We start from the raw sequence: 17,806 nt of genomic DNA, 5'->3' as shown, positions 1-17,806 counted from the left end.
TTCCCCCGTATCGCTGTTGCCTGATTGCCGGTTGCGCGCTGCGTCCTAAGTGCCGACCACCGTCAGATGCGGCGGCGAATTGCTCTGCGTGCGCTGCTCCAAGAGCTTCATCGCGACTTCGACGCCGCCGGCGCGATGCGGCACGCCGGCAACCGACAGCCCCATCTCCACGCCGGTGAGCGCGCCGAGCAGCGTCAGCGCGTTGCATTCGCCGAGGTGACCGATGCGGAAGACCTTGCCGGCGACCTTGGACAGGCCCGAGCCGAGCGACATGTTGTAATTGTCGAGCACAACTTTCCGGAATTGATCGGCATCATGACCGGGCGGCATCAGTACTGCCGTCAGCACCGGCGAGAATTCGGCCGGCTCCTGGCAGAGCACCTCGAGGCCCCAGTGATTGACAGCGGCGCGGGTCGCCGCGGCGAGCCGCTGATGTCGCGCGAAAACGTTGTCGAGGCCCTCTTCGAGCAGCATCGCAATCGCCTCGCGCAGGCCGTAGAGCAGGTTCGTCGCCGGCGTATAGGGGAAGAAGCCCTTTGCATTGGGCTTGAGCATCTCCTCCCAGTCGAAATAGGAGCGCGGCATCCTGTTGGTCTTCGACGCGGTGCGGGCCTTCTCCGAGATCGCGTTGAAGCCGAGCCCGGGCGGCAGCATGAAGCCTTTCTGCGAGCAGCTGACGCTGACGTCGACCTTCCACTCCTCGTGCCGGTAGTCGACCGAGCCGAGCGAGGAGATGGTGTCGACCATCAGCAACGCTGGATGGCCAGTGCGGTCGATCGCGGCGCGGATGTCGCCGATCCGACTGGTCGCGCCGGTCGAGGTCTCGTTGTGCACGACCATCACTGCTTTGATTGTCCGCGCGGTGTCCTCGGTGAGCCTAGCTTCGATCTGAGCAGGATCGGCGCCCCGGCGCCAGTCGCCGGGGATGAAGTCGACCTCGATCCCGAACCGTGCCGCCATCTGGCGCCACAGCGTGGCGAAATGGCCGGTCTCGACCATCAGCACCTTGTCGCTCGGCGACAGCGTGTTGACGATCGCGGCCTCCCAGGCGCCGGTCCCTGACGAGGGGAAGATCACCACCGGACCTGACGTCTGGAAAATCTTCTGGCTGCCTTCGAGCACGGACCGGCCGAGCTCGCCGAACTCGGCGCTGCGGTGGTCGATCACCGGCATGTCCATGGCGCGCAGAACGCGGTCGGGCACCGGGCTCGGGCCCGGAATCTGGAGGAAATGGCGTCCCTGATGCATGAAAACCTCCTAGCGACGGACTCTGGACTGACTCACCAACTATTTTGCATTCATTTTTTGTCCTTTCAATAGAATTCTGGTATTCGATTGCGAGCATCGACGCGACCAACCAGGCAAACTACTGTGCGGCATATGAAATCCACGATTCCCGACGACGGGGTCCCGATCGGCCAAACCGCCGGCAATGGCAGCGACCGCCCGGAAGCCTCGCTTCATGGCGAGATCCTGCTGCGGCTGCGCGACTACGTGGTCGAGGGCAACATCCCGGAGGGCGCGCGCGTTCCTGAGCGCCAGCTCTGCGAGATGCTCGGAATCTCCCGTACTCCGTTGCGCGAAGCGCTGAAGGTGCTCGCCGCCGAGGGCCTGATCGAGTTATTGCCCAATCGCGGCGCGCGGGTGCGCCAGCTCAACCAGCGCGATCTCGCGGAGCTGTTCGACGTGATGGCCGGCCTCGAAAGCCTGGCCGGCCGGCTCGCCTGCGAAGCCATTACCGACGATGAAATCGCCGATATCGAGCGGCTGCACTACGAGATGTACGGCCATTACCTGCATCGCGACATGCACGGCTATTTCCTGGCCAACCAGCGCATCCACGAGGCGATCGTCGACGCAGCGCGCAACGAGACCCTGAAGACCGCCTACACCAACTTCGCAGGACGGATCCGCCGCGTCCGCTACTCCGCGAACTTCGCCCGCAAGCGGCAGCGTTGGGGCGAGGCCATGCGCGAGCATGAAGCCATCCTCGATGCGCTGCGCCGCCGCGCCGCAAGCGAGTTGAGCGACATCCTGTTCCAGCACTTGCGCAACAAGCGGACGGCCGCAATCGAACACCTGACCGAAGCCCCCGAAGGCGCACCGGCGTCACCTGAGGGGTGACCGGCTTGATCATTTTGCATTCATAATATAATCGGTCGAGAATAAGAATGAATAACTCAATGAGGCCACGGAGGCCCGTTGGATCAGTTCGGGATCAGGGATGACAAACGCCTCCTCGCTCGAACGGCGCCTTCGGTCGGAAGTGACCGGCGACGTCCTGTTCGACGCCTTCAACCGCGGCCGCTACGCGACCGATGCCTCGTTCTACCAGATCATGCCGGCTGGCGTGGTGCTGCCCAAGACCATGGACGAGGCGCTGCGGGCACTCGCGATCGCCCGGGACGACGGACGGAAGGTCACCCCACGCGGCGGCGGCACCTCGCAATGCGGCCAGACCGTCAACGACGGCCTCATCGTCGATCTCTCCAAGCACCTGAACCGGATCCTGTCGCTCGACGTCGAGAATCGCACCTGCGTGGTCGAGCCCGGCATCGTGCTCGACGACCTCAATCGCCAGCTCAAGAAGCACGGCCTTTGGTTTCCGGTCGACGTCTCCACGGCCTCGCGCGCCACCATCGGCGGCATGGCCGGCAATAATTCCTGCGGCGGCCGTAGCTTGCGCTACGGCACCATGCGCGACAACACGCTGTCGATGGAGGCCGCGCTTGCCGACGGCACGCTGGCGCGGTTCGGCGAGACGTCGCGCGATCTCTCCGACATTCCCGCGAGCGAGGCCACACTTGCGCTGTTCCGCGACATGCTCGACCTCGGCGCGCGCGAAGCCGGGGAGATCGCCGCGCGCTTCCCAAAAGTGCAGCGCCGCGTCGGCGGCTACAATCTCGATGCACTGGTGCCGCGCAACGCGCCCAACAACATGGCGCATCTGCTGGTCGGGTCCGAAGGCACCCTCGCCTTCACCACCAAGGTCGAGCTGAAGCTCTGGCCCGTCATCCGCAACAAGGTGGTGGGCGTCTGCCATTTCGGCAGTTTCTACGAGGCGATGGACGCGGCCCAGCATCTGGTCAAGCTCAAGCCGATCGCGGTCGAGCTCGTCGACCGCACCATGATCGCGCTCGGCCGCGACATCGCGATGTTCAGACCCATCATCAGCGCCGCCATCAAGGGCGATCCGGATGCCGTGCTGGTGGTGGAGTTCGCCGAAGAGGACCAGGCCGAAAATCTCGCGCGCCTCAAGCAGCTCACCGAGCTGATGGCCGATCTCTGCTTTGGCTGGAACAACGACAAGCGCAAATGGGGCGGCGTGGTCGAGATTACCGAGCCTGCCCTTCAGAGCGGCATCGCCGATTTCCGCGCCGCCGGCCTCAACGTCATGATGTCGATGAAGCAGGAGGGCAAGCCGGTCTCCTTCGTCGAGGACTGCGCGGTGCCGCTGCCGCACCTCGCCGACTACACCGCGCGGCTCAACGATGTCTTTGCCAAGCACGGCACCAGCGGCACGATGTACGCGCACGCCTCCGAAGGCTGCCTGCATGTGCGCCCCGTCCTGAACCTGAAGCTGGAGAAGGACGTCAAGGCGATGCGCGCCATCGCCGAAGAGGCCTTTGCGCTGGTCCGCGAATACAAGGGCTCGCATTCCGGCGAGCATGGCGACGGCCTCGTGCGCTCCGAGTTTCACGAGACGATGTTCGGCGAGCGCCTCGTCGCCGACTTCAGGGAAGTGAAGAAGCGCTTCGATCCCGACAACGTCCTCAACCCCGGCAAGATCGTCGATGCCCCCAAGATGGACGATCGCTCGCTGTTCCGCTTCCGGCCGGACTATCGCGTCAACGAGCTGAAGACGAAGCTCGACTGGTCCGCCTGGCCCGGCGCCGGCGGCGGTTTCCAGGGCGCGATCGAGATGTGCAACAACAACGGCGCCTGTCGCAAGCTCGAGGGCGGCGTGATGTGCCCGTCCTACCGCGCGACGCGCAACGAGAAGGACGTCACCCGCGGCCGCGCCAATACATTGCGGCTCGCGATCTCTGGCCAGCTCGGTCCCGGCGCGTTGGCCTCCGACGAGATGATGGAGACGCTGAAACTCTGCGTCTCCTGCAAGGCCTGCCGCCATGAATGCCCGACCGGCGTCGACATGGCCAAGATGAAGATCGAGGTGCTTGCCGCGCGCGCGGCCTCCCATGGCCTGACGCTGCGCGACCGTCTGGTCGGCTATCTGCCACGCTACGCCGGCCTCGCCTCAGCCCTCGCCCCGCTGGCGAACCTGCGCAACCGCAGCGCGGTGCTGCGAAAGCTGTTCGAGCGCTTTGCCGGCATCAGCGCGCGCCGGGCGCTGCCCGCCTTCCGCCGCGACGTCTTCGTGCCACCTGCGGCCAGCGTCGGCCCGAAGGCTGGCCACGAAGTCGTGCTGTTCATCGACACCTTCAACCGCATCTATGAGCGAGAAAATCTCGACGCCGCGCTGCGTGTTCTCACGGCTGGCGGCTATCGCGTGCACCTGCCGCAGCCCTCGGGCGGCGGCCGCCCGCCATGCTGCGGTCGCACGTTCCTCTCGGCAGGCCTCGTCGACGAAGCCAAAGCCGAGCTCGATCGCCTCGTTGCAGCCTTCGCTCCCTTTGCCGCGCGCGGCGTGCCGATCGTCGGCCTCGAGCCGAGCTGCCTGTTGACGCTGCGCGACGAGCTCGCTTCGCTGCGCAAGGACAATGATGCGAAGACCGTCGGCGCCCACGCGCTCACCTTCGAAGAGTTTCTGGTGCGCGAGGCGGAGGCCGGACGGCTGCAACTGCCGCTCGGCGCCGTCGCCGACAAGGCCATGGTGCATGGCCATTGCCACCAGAAATCCTTCGGCGCCTTCAAACCGGTCGAGCAGGTGCTGCGCCTGATTCCCGGCCTGAAGGTCGAAACCATCGAGTCGAGCTGCTGCGGCATGGCCGGCGCCTTCGGCTATGGCGCAGACACCTACGATGCCTCGATCGAGATGGCCGAGCTGTCGCTGTTGCCGGCCGTGCGGCGCGCCGACCAGGCGACACTGGTGGTCGCCGACGGCACCTCCTGCCGGCATCAGATCCACGACGGCGCACAGCGCGAAGCCCTTCACGTCGCGCGCGTGCTGGCGATGAGCCTTGATCGAGCTACAACCCAATCCATGACCTCACCCGTTGCAAAGGACAACAACCATGGCTGAACTGCCCCTCGACGTCGCCCGCAAGATCCTCGACGCCGCCTTCGCGAAGGCCACCGAGCTGAAACTGAAGCCGCTCGTCGTCACCATCCTCGATGCACGCGGCGTCCTCAAGCTCGCCGCGGCCCAGGACGGCACCAGCCTGATGCGCGCGGAGATCGCGCACGGCAAGGCCTATGGCGCGCTCGCCCTGGGCCTGGGATCGCGCGCGCTGTACCAGCGGGCGCAGGAGCAGGCCTATTTCATCGACGCCGTGAACACGATCGCCAAGGGCGCGCTGGTCCCCGTGCCCGGCGGCGTGCTGATCCAGGACGGCACGACGCTGCTCGGCGCCGTCGGCGTATCCGGCGACACCTCCGACAATGACGAAGCCTGTGCCATCGCCGGCATCCAAGCCGCAGGGCTCAAGGCCAACGCGGGCTGAGACTTCGCCGTCACAAAATATCGAAAACAACCCCATGCAAAGTAGCCGGTGGATGCCGGCAGATGTCTTTGCGATCCCTGCGAAGCCAATTGACACGTCGGGCAAAACAGGAGCAAAACATCAATATCGGAAAATCAGCAATACTCGGCACCGTCACCCTCGCGGGGTGACGGAACGGGTGGAGACGGCACGGGGGGACTGAGCCCCCTCACCGCCCCGTCCACGCAGGCTTGCGCTTTTCGGCGAAGGCCTTCAGGCCCTCCTTGGCGTCCTCGGTCATCGCGAGCAGTGCGATCTGGCTTTCGGTGTAGGCGATGCTCTCGTCGAACGACATCGACGCGATCGCGCGCATGGCATATTTGCCGCGGCGGATCGCGGTCGGAGACTTGTCGACGATGCGGCCGATCAGCCAGTCGACCTTGGCGTCGAGCTCGGCTGCCGGCACGACATAGTTGAGCAGCCCTGCCCCTTGCGCTGACTTCGCGTCGAACGGCTCGCCGGTGAGCGCCCATTCGTTGACGAGGCGCGGCGGCGCGATACTCTGCAGCAGGCTCAGCACCTGCATCGGAAACACGCCGACCTTCACCTCGGGCAGGCCGAAGATGACGTGGTCGGCGGCGACCGCCATGTCGGTCATGCACAACAGGCCCATGCCGCCGGCCATGCAGACGCCACTGAGGCGCGCGATCGCCGGCTTGGTCGCGTTCTGCGACAAGCGCAACAAATCGGCATAGTCGACATTTGGCTTGGAATGATCCATCGCGAAAGCCGCGCCGGAGTTCTGCAAGTCCGCGCCGGCGCAGAACGCCTTGTCGCCCGCGCCCGTCAGCACGATGACGCGGACGTCCTTGTCGTCATGCGCGTCGCGATAGCCCTTGGCGACGCCGGCGATCACCTCGCCGTTCAGCGCGTTGCGCTTCTCCGGCCGGTTGATGGTGATCCAGAACGCCTGCCCGCGTTTCTCGGTGATGACGCTTGTGGTGTCGGTCATGGCACGCTCGCTTGTTGTCTTCCGCTTGCCCGACATTTGCGGCAGACAGGACGGCAGGCGCAAGCGCAATCTCTGACGCCATGCCGCTTTAGCGCCTCGACACAACTTTGCGGCGCGATCGCAGCGAAAGCGCGTGCCTCAGGCCGCGCTGGCCGCCTTCCGGATCCAGACCTTGTTGTCGTGGAACGCCGCACCGCCGATCGGCGCGATCGTGTCCGCGCCCGTCAGCATGTTGATGCCGCGCCCGCCGATATGGTCCATGTTGGGATGAACGGACTCCGCGATCAGCACGCCGCGCCGCACGCCCTCGAACAGGGTCGCGATCAGCGTGGTCTCGCCGCGGGTGTTGCCGAGCGTCACCGCATCGCCGTCGGCGATATCGAGCGCGGCCGCATCCAGGGGATGGATCATCACGCTCGCCTTGCCCTCGCGCGCCTGCGAGGACGGCGTCTCGTTGAAGGTGGTGTTGAGGAAGCTGCGCGACGGGCTGGTCGCAAGCCGGAACGGATGGACCTGGTCGGCCTGCTCGATCACGGCCCAATGGTCCGGCAGCGCCGGCATGCTGTCGATATCGCCCATCATCTCGCCGAGCGGTGGATGCGCCCAGTCGGCCTTGAAGTGGAACTTCTTGTCAGCGTGCGCAAAGCCGTCGAGAAAATGCGAGGTGCGGAAATCCGGCTGCAGGTCGCGCCAGATGTCGGCCTCGAGCCCGGCGATGTCGCCATGGCCGCTCAGCTTCAGCGTCGCGTCGATCAGCTCGCGCGACGTCATCGCGAAGCCCTGGTGCTTCGCGCCGACGCGCAGCGCCAACGCCTGCAGGACCTCGTGGTTGGAGCGGCATTCGCCGGGCGGATCGATCAGCTTCGCGCCCACCGAGATGTGCTGGTGGCCACCGCCGTAATAGAGGTCGTCGTGCTCCATGAACATGGTCGCCGGCAGCACGATGTCGGCCATCTGCGCCGTCTCGGTCATGAACTGCTCATGCACCGCGACGAACAGGTCCTCGCGCGCAAAACCCTGGCGCACCAGTGCCTGCTCCGGCGCCACCGTCATCGGGTTGGTGTTCTGGATCAGCATCGCCTTGATCGGCCCCTTGCCGTGCAGGGCTTCGGTGTCGCCGGTCAGGATGCGGCCGATCTGCGACTGGTCGAGCGCGCGCGTGGCCTTGTCGATCGCGTCGTGGCCCTCGATGATGGATTCGTCGAAATGCCACAGCGCGTAATTGTTGAAGAAGGCGCCGCCGCCTTCATACTGCCAGGCACCGGTCACCGCTGGAATGCAGAGCGCCGCATGCATCTGCGTCGCGCCATTGCGCGAGCGGGTGAAGCCGTAACCGAGGCGAAGGAAGGTCCGCTTGGTCTCGCCGACCGCCTTCGCGAAGGCCTCGATCTCGGACACCGGCACGCCGCAGATCGCCGACGCCCATTCGGGGTTGCGCGTCTTCAGATGCGCCTCGAGCTCGGCCGGGCAATCGGTGTAAGCGTCCATGTAGGCACGATCAGCATAGCCGTCGCGGAACAGCACATGCATGACGCCGCAGGCGAACGCACCGTCGGTGCCGGGCCGCAGGATGATCCTGATGTCGGCCTGCTTCATGGTCTCGTTGTCGTAGATGTCGACGGCCGCGATCTTGGCGCCGCGCTCCTTGCGCGCACGCGCAGCATGCGTCATCACATTGACCTGGGTGTTGACGGGATTGGTGCCCCAGATCACGACGAGGTCGGACAGCGCCATCTCACGCGGATCGACGCCGGCGATCCTGCCCGTGCCGATCGCATAACCGACGCGGGCGACATTGGCGCAGATCGTCGAGTAGAAGCGCGAATATTTCTTCACATGCGTGAGGCGATTGAGGCCGTCGCGCATCACCAGCCCCATTGTGCCGGCGTAGTAATACGGCCAGATCGATTCCGCGCCGAACTCGCTCTCGGCTGCATTGAAGCGATGCCCGATCTCGTCGAGCGCCTCGTCCCAGGAAATCCGCGCAAACTGGCCGGATCCCTTCGGGCCGGTGCGGCGCATCGGATACATCACGCGCTCGGGGTGATGGATGCGCTCGGCATAGCGCGCGACCTTGGCGCAGACCACGCCGGCCGTGTAGGTCTGCCTTCTCGAACCGCGGACGCGGCCGATGCTGCGGCCTTCGACCACCTCGACATCGAGAGCGCAGGCCGACGGGCAATCATGCGGGCAGGTGGAGTGGCGGATCTCGATCCTGGCGTGCTGGTTCATGGGAAAATTCGTAACATCAAAATTCCCGGCAGCCGAGGGCATTTATCCGGCAGTGCCCATGCAATTGGCTCAAGCCGGGGGTACCGCCGGTTCCTGCCGCGACCGCGAAATGGCGCGTGGTCACCCCGAAAACGGACCGATATTCCCACCCGGATCGACTTTCTGAGGCGTCGACAGTCCGCGCGCCCCGCCGCTACAGTGCCGGCCAACAAGAACGACAGAGGGAGGTGGGCATGACGGCTTCAAGATTCGTGCTGGCGCTGGCGGCCGGCTTGCTCGGCGCATTCTCCGCACTCCCCTGTTCGGCGCAAGAATATCCTGCCCACGCGGTCCGCATCGTCGTGCCCTTCGGCGCCGGCGGCCCGGCCGATGTTGCGGCGCGGCTGATCGGCAACGTCCTCCAGGAAAGCTTTGGCCAACCCTTCGTCATCGAGAACCGAACCGGCGCCGGCGGCGTCATCGGAACGGTCGAAGCGGTCAAGTCGCCCGCCGACGGCTACACGCTGCTGATGATGTCAAACACCCAGACCGCCAACGAATCGCTGTTGACCCCCGCTCAGCGCAAGTACGAGCTGATGCGCGACCTCGTGCCGATCGCCCCGGTCAACTATTCCGATCTCGTCATCGTCGTGAACCCGCAGGTCGCGGCGAAGACGCTGCAGGAATTCATCGCACTCGCCAAGTCGCAGCCGGGCAAGTTGAACTACGCCTCCTCCGGCCAGGGCACGCCCTACCACATGGCCGGCGAGCTGTTCAAAGCCATGGCCGGCATCGATGTCGTCCACGTTCCCTATCGCAACAGCGGCGAGGCGCGCAGCGGCGTGATCGGCGGACAGGTGCAGATGATGATCGATGCGGTGCCGGCGATGGCGCCGAATATTGGCGAGAACCAGGTGCGGGCGCTCGCGACCACCGGCCAGCAACGCTCGGCGGTGTTGCCGAACGTGCCGACCGCCGGCGAGGCCGGCGTACCCGGCTATGAGGCCACGATCTGGCTCGGTCTGATGGCACCGGCCGGCACACCGAAGCCGATCATCGACAAGCTCAATGCCGCCGTGAACGCAATGGTGAAGAGGCCCGACATCGCAAAGCTCTGGACAGAACAGGGTGCCGTGCCCATGTCGATGACGCAGGAAGAATTCGACAAGTTCCTGCGCGGCGACATCGCCAAATGGGCCGACGTCGTCAAGAAGTTCGACAAGTCCTGAGGTCCCGCTCGATCATGCCGACCATTCGTTTCCATCTCAACGGCGCCGCCATTGCAGTGGACGCCGAACCGGATCAGATGCTGCTCGATGTACTGCGCGGCCGGCTCGGCGTGACCGGCCCGCATTTCGGCTGCGGGGCCAATGAATGCGGCGCCTGCTATGTCATGGTCGGCGATCACGCGATGGCCTCCTGCGACATGCCGATGTGGTCGGTCGCCGACAAGGGGATCACGACGATCGAAGGCCTCGGAACGGCCGAGCAGCCGCACCCGCTGCAGCGCGCCTTCATCGCCGAACAGGCGATGCAGTGCGGCTATTGCGTGTCGGGAATCATGATCAGCGCGGCGGCGCTCTTGAAGCGCAATCCGTCGCCGACGGAGACTGAGGTCAGGGCGGCGCTCGATCGCAATCTGTGCCGCTGCGGATCGCATAACCGCATGGTGCGCGCGGTGCTGCGGGCGGTCTCGGAGATGGCGGCGTCATGACCACGCCCTCCCCTGCCCCGAAACTGCCGGTCAGCCTGGCGGCCAATCCAAAGCTGTCGTCCTGGGTGAGGTTCACCGACGAAGGCCGTGTGGCGATCTCGCCCGGCAAAGTCGAGATCGGCCAGGGCATCGTCACCGCGCTGGCCCAGATCGCCGCCGACGAGCTCGATGTCGATATCACCCGGATCGAGATGATCCGTGCCTCGACGGCGAGCAGCCCGAACGAGGGCGTCACCTCCGGCAGCCTCTCGATCCAGCAGTCCGGCCGCGCGCTGCGCCAGGTCTGTGCGGAGGTGCGCCAGCTCTTCCTCGCCGCTGCATCGGAACGCCTCGGCGTCGATGCGTCGCGGCTCGATATCAATGATGGCACGATCTCGGGCCCCGGCAATGTCAGGACCAGCTATTGGGAGCTGGCCGGCGACGTCTCCCTGGACCGCGAGGCCAGCGCGGGCGCGACGGCGAAGCTCGCCGCTGCACGTGGCGTTGCAGGGCATTCTGTTCAGCGCGTCGACATTCCCGACAAGGTGTTTGCGCGGCCTCGCTTCATCCATGACCGTCCGCTGCCGGGCCTGCTGCACGGACGCGTGCTGCGGCCGGATATCTCGGGCGCGAGGCTGATCGCGCTTGACGAAGATGCTGCACGAGGCGTTCCCGGTCTCGTCGCGATCGCCCGAGACGGCGGCTTCGCCGGCGTGGTCGCCGAGACCGAAGCAGCGGCCGAAGCTGTGCTCAAGGCATTGCGAAAAGGCGCGACATGGTCAGCCGGCGAGCCTTTGCCCGACGAAGACGACCTCGCGGGTTTCCTCAGGAGCCAGCCGGTCGAGACGACTGTCATCGACACCAGAACATCGGCGGCGACCAAGAAAGCCGCCCACACCCTCCGCCGGCAATACACCCGGCCCTATATCGCGCACGCCTCGATCGCACCGTCCTGCGCCATGGCGCAGTGGAACGGCGATCGCGTCCGTGTTTGGACCCACAGCCAAGGCGTCTATCTGCTGCGCGCCGATCTCGCCATCGTGCTCAAGCTGCCGGTCGAGAGCATCATCGTCGAGCACACGGAGGGCGCCGGCTGCTACGGACATAATGCGGCCGATGACGTCGCACTCGATGCCGCGCTGCTGGCAAAGGCCGCCGGCGGCCATCCGGTCAGGGTGCAATGGTCGCGTCACGACGAGATGTCCCATGCGCCGTTCGGCGCGGCGATGGCGATCGAGATCGAGGCCGATCTCGATGCGGACAATGAGATCATCGGCTGGCGCCATGCGATCTGGAGCAACGGCCATGCGGCGCGGCCGGGGCGCGCGGCGCAGCCGGCGCTGCTCGCGGCAACCGAGATCGCGAACCCCTACCCCCGTATGATCTCCTCCAATCCGCCCGCCGCGAATGGCGGCGGCGGAGACCGCAACTCCGTTCCGCTCTATGATCTCCCGGCCTGGACGATCACGAGCCATCGACTCCTGACCATGCCCGTGCGCACCTCGGCGCTGCGAACGCTGGGTGGGCAAAGCAACGTGTTCGCCATCGAATCCCTGCTCGACGAGATCGCCGCCCTGCGCGGCGAGGACCCGGTCAAGTTCCGCCTGCGCCATCTGCGCGACGAGCGAGCGAAGGACGTCATCCGCGCCGCGGCGCGACGCGCGCACTGGAAGCCGCAGAACCGAGCCGGCGTCGGTCACGGTGTCGGCTTCGCACGCTACAAGAACACAGGCGCCTATTGCGCCGCGATTGCCGAGATCGAAGGTGCCGACGACATCCGTGTGAAGCGGCTCACGCTCGCGGTCGATGTGGGTGAGGCCATCAATCCGGATGGCGTGATCAACCAGATCGAGGGCGGCGCGATCCAGGCGACGAGCTGGGTGCTGAAGGAGCGCGTTCGCTTCGACCGGACACACATCACGTCCACCTCCTGGACGGACTATCCGATCCTGACGTTCAGCGAGGTGCCGGCCGTCGATGTCGAGATCATCCAGCGGCCGGAGATCGAGCCGGTCGGCGCCGGCGAGGCCGCGCACGGCCCGGTGACGGCGGCGATCGCGAATGCGGTGTTCGATTGCCTCGGCGTGCGCATGCGCGATCTGCCGATCACGCGCGACAGGATCATTGCAGCCATGGAGCTTGCGTCGTGACGACAGTGAACATTTTAAGCGGAGGCGCGGCGCAAGGCCTCGTTCATGGCCTCACCGAGACCTTCAAGGCGCAGACCGGATTCGGCATCGACGGCCAATTCGGCGCAGTCGGCATCATGGCCGACAAGCTGCGCGCGAGCGCGCCGGCCGATCTCGTCATCCTGACGCACGCGCTTGTCACCAAGCTCGCCGACGAGCAGCTCGTGACAGCCGCATCGATCGCGGACATCGGCAGAGTCGAGACGGCGCTCGCAGTTCGCGCTCGCGATCCCAAGGTGACGGTCAAAACCGAAGCCGATCTGCGCGACGTGCTGCGCACCGCCGATGCCATCTTCGTCCCGGACACCAAGGCCTCGACCGCCGGCATGCACGTCGCAAAAATCCTGGATCAGCTCGGCATCGCCTATGAGGTCGCATCGCGCCTCAAGATCTATCCGAATGGCGCGACGGCGATGCGGGAGCTTGCAGCGTCGACCGCGCAAAGGCCGATCGGATGCACGCAGGCGACCGAAATCATCGCGACCAACGGCATCGTGCTGTCGGGATCGCTGCCACCGGGATCCGAGCTCGTCACGATGTATACGGCCGGCGTTGCCACGCGTGCCGCGCATCCGGCAGAGGCCCGCGCGCTGATCGCGCTGCTGGCCGGCGCAGCCCAGAGCGAGCTGCGCCGGCGCGTGGGCTTTGCCGGCTAGATACGCGCGCCTTTGCTCAGCTGGGTAAGGCCTGTAGGCGGTCCGTCGACGGCGGTCCAGCCACCATCGACGAACAGCGTGCTTCCGCTGACATAGCTCGCGGCATCCGAGGCGAGATAGGCTACCGCCGTGGCGACTTCGTCGGCACTGCTCCAGCGATTGAACACGGTGTGGCCGGCGTAGAGATTGTAGATGTCGGGGTGCTGCTTGAAGGGACCAGTGAGCGCCGTCTCCGCGATGCTCGGCGCAATCGCATTGACGCGCACGCCGGAGCGGCCGACCTCTGAGGCAAATCCCTTCACCAACAGGCCGATCGCCGCCTTGGTCGCGCCATACACCGCAAGGCCTGGTTCGATGGTCACAGCGCGCACCGAGGAGCAGGCGATGATGCTGCCGCCCTTCTGCTCCACCATGATGCGACCGAAGGCCTGGAAGAACCAGACGGTGCCTTTCACGTTCAGCGTAACGACGCGGTCGAGATCCTCCTCGGTGTAGTCGAGGATGGTCTTGCGGATGTTGAGCCCCGGCGTCGTCACCGCGATATCGAGCCGCGGGAATTTCTGCATGACGGTCGCGGCCAGCGCGTTGACGTCAGCCGCGCTCGCAGCATCGCAGGCAGCGGCCTCGGCCCAGCCGCCCTTCTCCCGAATGCCGGCGGCGGTCGCCTCGGCAGCGTCAAGCGCGCGGTCGGCGCAGACGACACGGGCGCCGAGCCCGGCCAGCGCCTCGGCCGACGATTTGCCGATGCCCGAGGCGGCGCCGAGCACCACTGCGGTCTTGCCGGTGAGATCGAAGAGCTTGCGATAGTCAGTCACAGACAGATTCTCCTGTTGCTGCGACGCAAAGTATCGCAAGGCCGGTTCGCCCGCCAAGTGCCGGCGCACGCACGGCAGCTATCCCTTGTACCCCATCAGCAGGCGCGGCAGCCAAAGCGAGAATGCGGGAACGTAGGTCACGAACATGAGCGCTGCGATCAGCGCGGCGTAGAACGGCAGGATGGTGCGCATCACCGCGCCCACCGAGATGCCGCCGATGGCGCAGCCCACGAACTGCGTCGTTCCGACCGGCGGTGTGTTCAGCCCCAAGGCGCAGTTGATCAGCATCAGCATGCCGAACTGCACCGGATCCATGCCCGCCTTCATCGCGATCGGCAAGAAGATCGGGGTGCAGATCAGGATGGTCGCCGCCATGTCCATGAAGGTGCCGAGCAGGAACAGGATGACGTTGATGAGCAGGAAGATCATCCAGGGTTCCGAGGATACCTTGTTCATCAAGTCGCCGGCGAGGTCCGCCACCTCGTAGAGCCCCATCAGATACTGGAACATGGTGGAGACGCCGATCAGCAGCAGCACCACGCCCGTCGTCTTCACCGCCTTGGCCGCGGCCCGCAGGAAGTTCTGCAAGGTCATGGTGCGGTAGATGAAGAAGGTCAGCAGGATCGTGTAGGTGACCGCGACGGCTGCGGATTCAGTTGCAGTGAAGACGCCGGACAGGATACCCGCCAGGATGATTCCGACGATCAGAAGGCCGGGCAGCGCGGCCGCGAAGGAGCGGAACACCTCGGCCCAGCCTGGAAACTTGCCAGCCGGATAGCCTCGCTTCACCGCGACGGCGTAGGCGGCGACCAGCATGCACGCCATCAACACGAGCGCCGGCAAGATGCCGGCAGCGATCAGCGCGCCGATCGATACCTTGCCACCGGCGGCCAGGGCATAGATGATCATATTGTGACTGGTCGGCATCAGCGCTCCGACCAGCGAGGCATGGGTGGTGACGTTGACGGCGTAGTCGGTGTCGAAACCCTCCTTTTTCATCATCGGGATCATCACCGCTCCCATCGCCGACACGTCGGCCACGGGCGAGCCGGATACGCCGCCGAACAGCGTGCATGCGACCACGTTCGACATGCCGAGCCCGCCGCGGATGTGCCCGACGAGATTCTTGGCGAGCTGCACGATCTTGTCGGCGACGCCGCCATGCAGCATCAGCTCACCGCTGAAGACGAAGAACGGTATGGCGAGGAAGGAGAAGATGTTCATTCCGGACATCATCTGCTGGAAGATGACGGCAACCGGCAGGCCTTCGTAGAGGATGGTACAAATCGCCGAGAGGCCAATCGCGAAAGCGACGGGTACGCCGAGGATGAGGAAGCCGAAGAAGGTGGCGCCGAGAATGATCAGTTCCATGAGGGGACGACCTCTTCGCCGCGCAGGAGAGCAATGATGTGCTCGATTGAAAAGGAGACGATCAAGACGCCGGAGGCGATCAGCGGTACGTAGCGGACGACCTCAGGAAGGCCGAGATTGGGTATCTTCACGGTTCCGACCGACGCCCCGAGGATCCAGCCGTTGTAGACCATCGCAATGCCGAACAAGGCCACCAGAATGTGGATCACAAGCTCGATCTTCTCTCGCAGATGATCCGGAAGCATCACCAGCAGACTATCCATGCCGATGTGTCCGGCATCGCGCACGCCGACGGCGGCGCCGATCAGCGTGACATACAGGATCAGAACCAGCGCAAGGTTCTCCGTCCAGGTCGGGCTGGAGTTGAGCACGTAACGCCCGAACACCTGGTAGAACACGATAGTGACGATGACGAGCAGGCCACTCACGGACAGATACATGCCCGCGCGAGCGACGACGGCATTGATCCGCGACAGCAAGCCGGTCGACGGGCGTCCGGCTGCTGCCTCCGGCTCGTGGCTTACGACGTGTGGGTCTGACATCCAGGTCTCCTTGCGCGTCTCCTTGCGAGGGTCCGGTGTCGCCAGTCGGCGGCTCCGGACCCGACGCCATGTTCTTACTTCGTGTCCTGGATACGCTTGACGAGGCTCTGCAGTTTCTCGTCACCGGCGAACTTCGCGTAGACCGGCTTCATCGCATCGACGAATTCCTGCTTGTTGGCGATCGTAATGACCTGAACGCCAGCCGCCTCGACGGTCTTGCGGGACGCCTGCTCACGCTCGTCCCAGAGCTTGCGCATGACGGGCACCGATTCCTTGGCCGCCTTGCGGATCATCGCCTGATCCTCCTTGCTCAGCGTGTCCCAGACCTTCTTGGACATCACGAGAACTTCGGGCGCCAGGGAGTGCTCAGTGACGTTGTAGAACTTGGCTGCCTCGAAGTGGCGCGACGACTCGTAGGAAGGCCAGTTGTTCTCGGCTGCGTCCACCAGACCGGTCTTGAGAGCGGTGTAGACCTCGCCATAGGGCATCGGCGTCGGGTTGGCTCCAAGGCTCTCGATCATGCCGACCCACAGATCGGATTGCTGGACGCGAATCTTCAGGCCCTTGAGGTCCGCGAGCGACTTGACCGGTGCCTTGACGGTGTAGATGGACCGCGCGCCGCTGTCGTAATAGGCAAGGCCGACCAAGCCCGCAGGCTCCATGGCCGCCAGGATCTCGTCGCCGATCGGCCCGTCAAGGACGGTGCGCATGTGCTGCGTGTCCCGGAAGACGAAGGGCAGGCACAACGCGATGGTTTCCGGCACGAAGTTGTTCAACGGCGATGCGTTGATCCGCATCATGTCGAGCGCGCCGATCTTGAGCTGCTCGATGGTGTCCTTCTCGGAGCCCAGGGCTCCATTGGGAAACACCTTCACGCCGAGCTTGCCGCCGCTCGCCGTCGCGAGCTGCTTGCCCATAAACTTGACGGCCTCGACGGTCGGATAGTCGGCGGGATGTATGTCGGCGGAGCGGAAATCGCGTGCGGTCGCCAGGGGTGCTGAGACCGCCAGAACAACGGCTGCGATGATGCCGGTTAATGTCTTCATCTGGGCTTTCCTCCTGAGTTGATTATGTCGTCGTCGGGCAGGTGCTGCGGGCCGCCTTGGGTCGCCCTCCTTCAGGTGTGAAGTCGAGCGCTACAACTGCACCACCTTGGTAGGATTGCGAGACGGAGTCGAGTGGATTTGGCTGCTTCGTGATCGGGGATCTGCGCGGCAAGTGCCGGCCGCCCTGCAATCGCGCCCCGCCGTCGGCCAATGCCGGATACGAGACAACGATGCTCGTTGTATCCATGAACGTTCCTCTCGTTTTATGCTCGACCGCTATTGGTTGCGGCTTGGAGGTTCGGACGAGACGGACGCCCCATCCCTGCGCGAACGCGCTGCATCAGCGCGCGACGTCGCCAATGTCGTCCCTAGGCCGGGCGGCATTCTGAGTCCAAGCCAAATCCGGCATCGATCAATGCAAGAGTTGCATCGATGGATCGGGCGGTGCTCCGGGGAGGCAATCAGTGGATGGTCCCATTTTTCCGAAGCCGACTGGCCGTACTTCAGCACGATGCGGTTCATGCTGATGCGCGTCATCTATACGCCAGAGATTTCGTTCTGGCTGCCGCGCATGGTGCTGCGGTGACACCCATCACGCTGCGTTGACGTCGCCGGCGCGTTACTTGACGTTACCGGTAGCCCGCCCTCAGGATGTGCGGACGACCCCG

15 protein-coding genes are annotated in these 17,806 nt (G+C 65.1%); 8 read left to right on the top strand and 7 right to left on the bottom strand.

Annotated elements, in window-relative coordinates; all coding sequences use genetic code 11:
* Positions 1–45: 45 nt before the first annotated feature.
* The gene (locus K289_RS0130960) at positions 46–1,248 is read right to left on the bottom strand and encodes an alanine--glyoxylate aminotransferase family protein (RefSeq protein WP_027555031.1); all 1,203 of its coding nucleotides are present in this window, start codon (positions 1,246–1,248) and stop codon (positions 46–48) included.
* A gap of 132 nt (positions 1,249–1,380) precedes the next feature.
* Between K289_RS0130960 and K289_RS0130955 the strand changes: the two genes are divergently transcribed.
* The 3 genes from K289_RS0130955 (at position 1,381) to K289_RS0130945 (ending at position 5,624) form a co-directional block, all read left to right on the top strand.
* Positions 1,381–2,124, top strand: a complete 744-nt coding sequence (locus K289_RS0130955) for a GntR family transcriptional regulator (RefSeq protein ID WP_027555030.1) — start codon at positions 1,381–1,383, stop codon at positions 2,122–2,124.
* Between the two features lie 100 nt (positions 2,125–2,224).
* The gene (locus K289_RS0130950; protein WP_027555029.1) at positions 2,225–5,203 is read left to right on the top strand and encodes an FAD-binding and (Fe-S)-binding domain-containing protein; all 2,979 of its coding nucleotides are present in this window, start codon (positions 2,225–2,227) and stop codon (positions 5,201–5,203) included.
* The gene (locus tag K289_RS0130945; protein ID WP_027555028.1) at positions 5,196–5,624 is read left to right on the top strand and encodes a heme-binding protein; all 429 of its coding nucleotides are present in this window, start codon (positions 5,196–5,198) and stop codon (positions 5,622–5,624) included. Before K289_RS0130950 ends, K289_RS0130945 begins: the two co-directional genes overlap by 8 nt.
* A gap of 208 nt (positions 5,625–5,832) precedes the next feature.
* Here K289_RS0130945 and K289_RS0130940 read toward each other — a convergent pair whose 3' ends face one another.
* Positions 5,833–6,615: an enoyl-CoA hydratase/isomerase family protein gene (locus K289_RS0130940; protein WP_027555027.1), complete on the bottom strand. Its 783-nt coding sequence runs from the start codon at positions 6,613–6,615 to the stop codon at positions 5,833–5,835.
* A gap of 138 nt (positions 6,616–6,753) precedes the next feature.
* Positions 6,754–8,847, bottom strand: coding sequence for a molybdopterin-dependent oxidoreductase (locus tag K289_RS0130935; RefSeq protein ID WP_027555026.1), 2,094 nt, complete (start codon positions 8,845–8,847; stop codon positions 6,754–6,756).
* Positions 8,848–9,080: 233 nt separating this feature from the next.
* Here K289_RS0130935 and K289_RS0130930 point away from each other — a divergent pair, with 233 nt between their 5' ends.
* Genes K289_RS0130930 through K289_RS0130915 form a run of 4 tightly spaced genes read left to right on the top strand, consistent with a single transcriptional unit; the run spans position 9,081 to position 13,364 of the window.
* Entirely contained in the window at positions 9,081–10,055 is a 975-nt protein-coding gene (locus K289_RS0130930; protein ID WP_027555025.1) for a tripartite tricarboxylate transporter substrate binding protein, read from the top strand.
* 14 nt (positions 10,056–10,069) lie between these two features.
* Positions 10,070–10,540 (top strand): (2Fe-2S)-binding protein, encoded by a 471-nt coding sequence (locus tag K289_RS0130925; protein WP_027555024.1) that lies wholly within the window; start codon positions 10,070–10,072, stop codon positions 10,538–10,540.
* Positions 10,537–12,669 carry a molybdopterin cofactor-binding domain-containing protein gene (locus K289_RS0130920; RefSeq protein ID WP_027555023.1) on the top strand — a complete coding sequence of 711 codons (2,133 nt, stop codon included), beginning with the start codon at positions 10,537–10,539 and terminating at the stop codon, positions 12,667–12,669. The genes K289_RS0130925 and K289_RS0130920 overlap by 4 nt, the downstream gene beginning before the upstream one ends.
* Positions 12,666–13,364, top strand: a complete 699-nt coding sequence (locus K289_RS0130915; RefSeq protein WP_027555022.1) for a substrate-binding domain-containing protein — start codon at positions 12,666–12,668, stop codon at positions 13,362–13,364. The genes K289_RS0130920 and K289_RS0130915 overlap by 4 nt, the downstream gene beginning before the upstream one ends.
* Here K289_RS0130915 and K289_RS0130910 read toward each other — a convergent pair.
* The 4 genes from K289_RS0130910 to K289_RS0130895 all read right to left on the bottom strand — a co-directional run bounded on the left by K289_RS0130910 (position 13,361) and on the right by K289_RS0130895 (position 17,138).
* Positions 13,361–14,179: an SDR family NAD(P)-dependent oxidoreductase gene (locus K289_RS0130910; RefSeq protein WP_027555021.1), complete on the bottom strand. Its 819-nt coding sequence runs from the start codon at positions 14,177–14,179 to the stop codon at positions 13,361–13,363. The two genes, K289_RS0130915 and K289_RS0130910, sit on opposite strands and share 4 nt — an antisense overlap.
* 78 nt (positions 14,180–14,257) lie before the next feature.
* Positions 14,258–15,550: a TRAP transporter large permease gene (locus K289_RS0130905; RefSeq protein WP_027555020.1), complete on the bottom strand. Its 1,293-nt coding sequence runs from the start codon at positions 15,548–15,550 to the stop codon at positions 14,258–14,260.
* Positions 15,541–16,092, bottom strand: a complete 552-nt coding sequence (locus K289_RS0130900) for a TRAP transporter small permease (RefSeq protein ID WP_027555019.1) — start codon at positions 16,090–16,092, stop codon at positions 15,541–15,543. The genes K289_RS0130905 and K289_RS0130900 overlap by 10 nt, the downstream gene beginning before the upstream one ends.
* A gap of 74 nt (positions 16,093–16,166) precedes the next feature.
* Positions 16,167–17,138, bottom strand: a complete 972-nt coding sequence (locus tag K289_RS0130895) for a TRAP transporter substrate-binding protein (RefSeq protein WP_027555018.1) — start codon at positions 17,136–17,138, stop codon at positions 16,167–16,169.
* A gap of 172 nt (positions 17,139–17,310) precedes the next feature.
* Here K289_RS0130895 and K289_RS50835 point away from each other — a divergent pair, with 172 nt between their 5' ends.
* Positions 17,311–17,724 carry a hypothetical protein gene (locus K289_RS50835; protein WP_198024804.1) on the top strand — a complete coding sequence of 138 codons (414 nt, stop codon included), beginning with the start codon at positions 17,311–17,313 and terminating at the stop codon, positions 17,722–17,724.
* Positions 17,725–17,806: the final 82 nt, after the last annotated feature.

Source organism: Bradyrhizobium sp. Cp5.3 (assembly GCF_000426265.1).
GTDB lineage: Bacteria > Pseudomonadota > Alphaproteobacteria > Rhizobiales > Xanthobacteraceae > Bradyrhizobium > Bradyrhizobium neotropicale.
The sequence above is the reverse complement of the archived record's forward strand: the minus strand, read 5'-3'. Positions and strand labels throughout refer to the sequence as shown.

Excerpts from the sequence above, each read along its gene's own strand:
- K289_RS0130960 (WP_027555031.1), bottom strand. The coding sequence starts at position 1,248 with ATGCATCAGGGACGCCATTTCCTCCAGATTCCGGGCCCGAGCCCGGTG.
- K289_RS0130930 (WP_027555025.1), top strand. The coding sequence starts at position 9,081 with ATGACGGCTTCAAGATTCGTGCTGGCGCTGGCGGCCGGCTTGCTCGGC.
- K289_RS0130955 (WP_027555030.1), top strand. The coding sequence starts at position 1,381 with ATGAAATCCACGATTCCCGACGACGGGGTCCCGATCGGCCAAACCGCC.
- K289_RS0130935 (WP_027555026.1), bottom strand. The coding sequence starts at position 8,847 with ATGAACCAGCACGCCAGGATCGAGATCCGCCACTCCACCTGCCCGCAT.
- K289_RS0130925 (WP_027555024.1), top strand. The coding sequence starts at position 10,070 with ATGCCGACCATTCGTTTCCATCTCAACGGCGCCGCCATTGCAGTGGAC.
- K289_RS0130905 (WP_027555020.1), bottom strand. The coding sequence starts at position 15,550 with ATGGAACTGATCATTCTCGGCGCCACCTTCTTCGGCTTCCTCATCCTC.
- K289_RS0130895 (WP_027555018.1), bottom strand. The coding sequence starts at position 17,138 with ATGAAGACATTAACCGGCATCATCGCAGCCGTTGTTCTGGCGGTCTCA.
- K289_RS0130950 (WP_027555029.1), top strand. The coding sequence starts at position 2,225 with ATGACAAACGCCTCCTCGCTCGAACGGCGCCTTCGGTCGGAAGTGACC.
- K289_RS0130920 (WP_027555023.1), top strand. The coding sequence starts at position 10,537 with ATGACCACGCCCTCCCCTGCCCCGAAACTGCCGGTCAGCCTGGCGGCC.
- K289_RS0130900 (WP_027555019.1), bottom strand. The coding sequence starts at position 16,092 with ATGTCAGACCCACACGTCGTAAGCCACGAGCCGGAGGCAGCAGCCGGA.
- K289_RS0130940 (WP_027555027.1), bottom strand. The coding sequence starts at position 6,615 with ATGACCGACACCACAAGCGTCATCACCGAGAAACGCGGGCAGGCGTTC.
- K289_RS0130945 (WP_027555028.1), top strand. The coding sequence starts at position 5,196 with ATGGCTGAACTGCCCCTCGACGTCGCCCGCAAGATCCTCGACGCCGCC.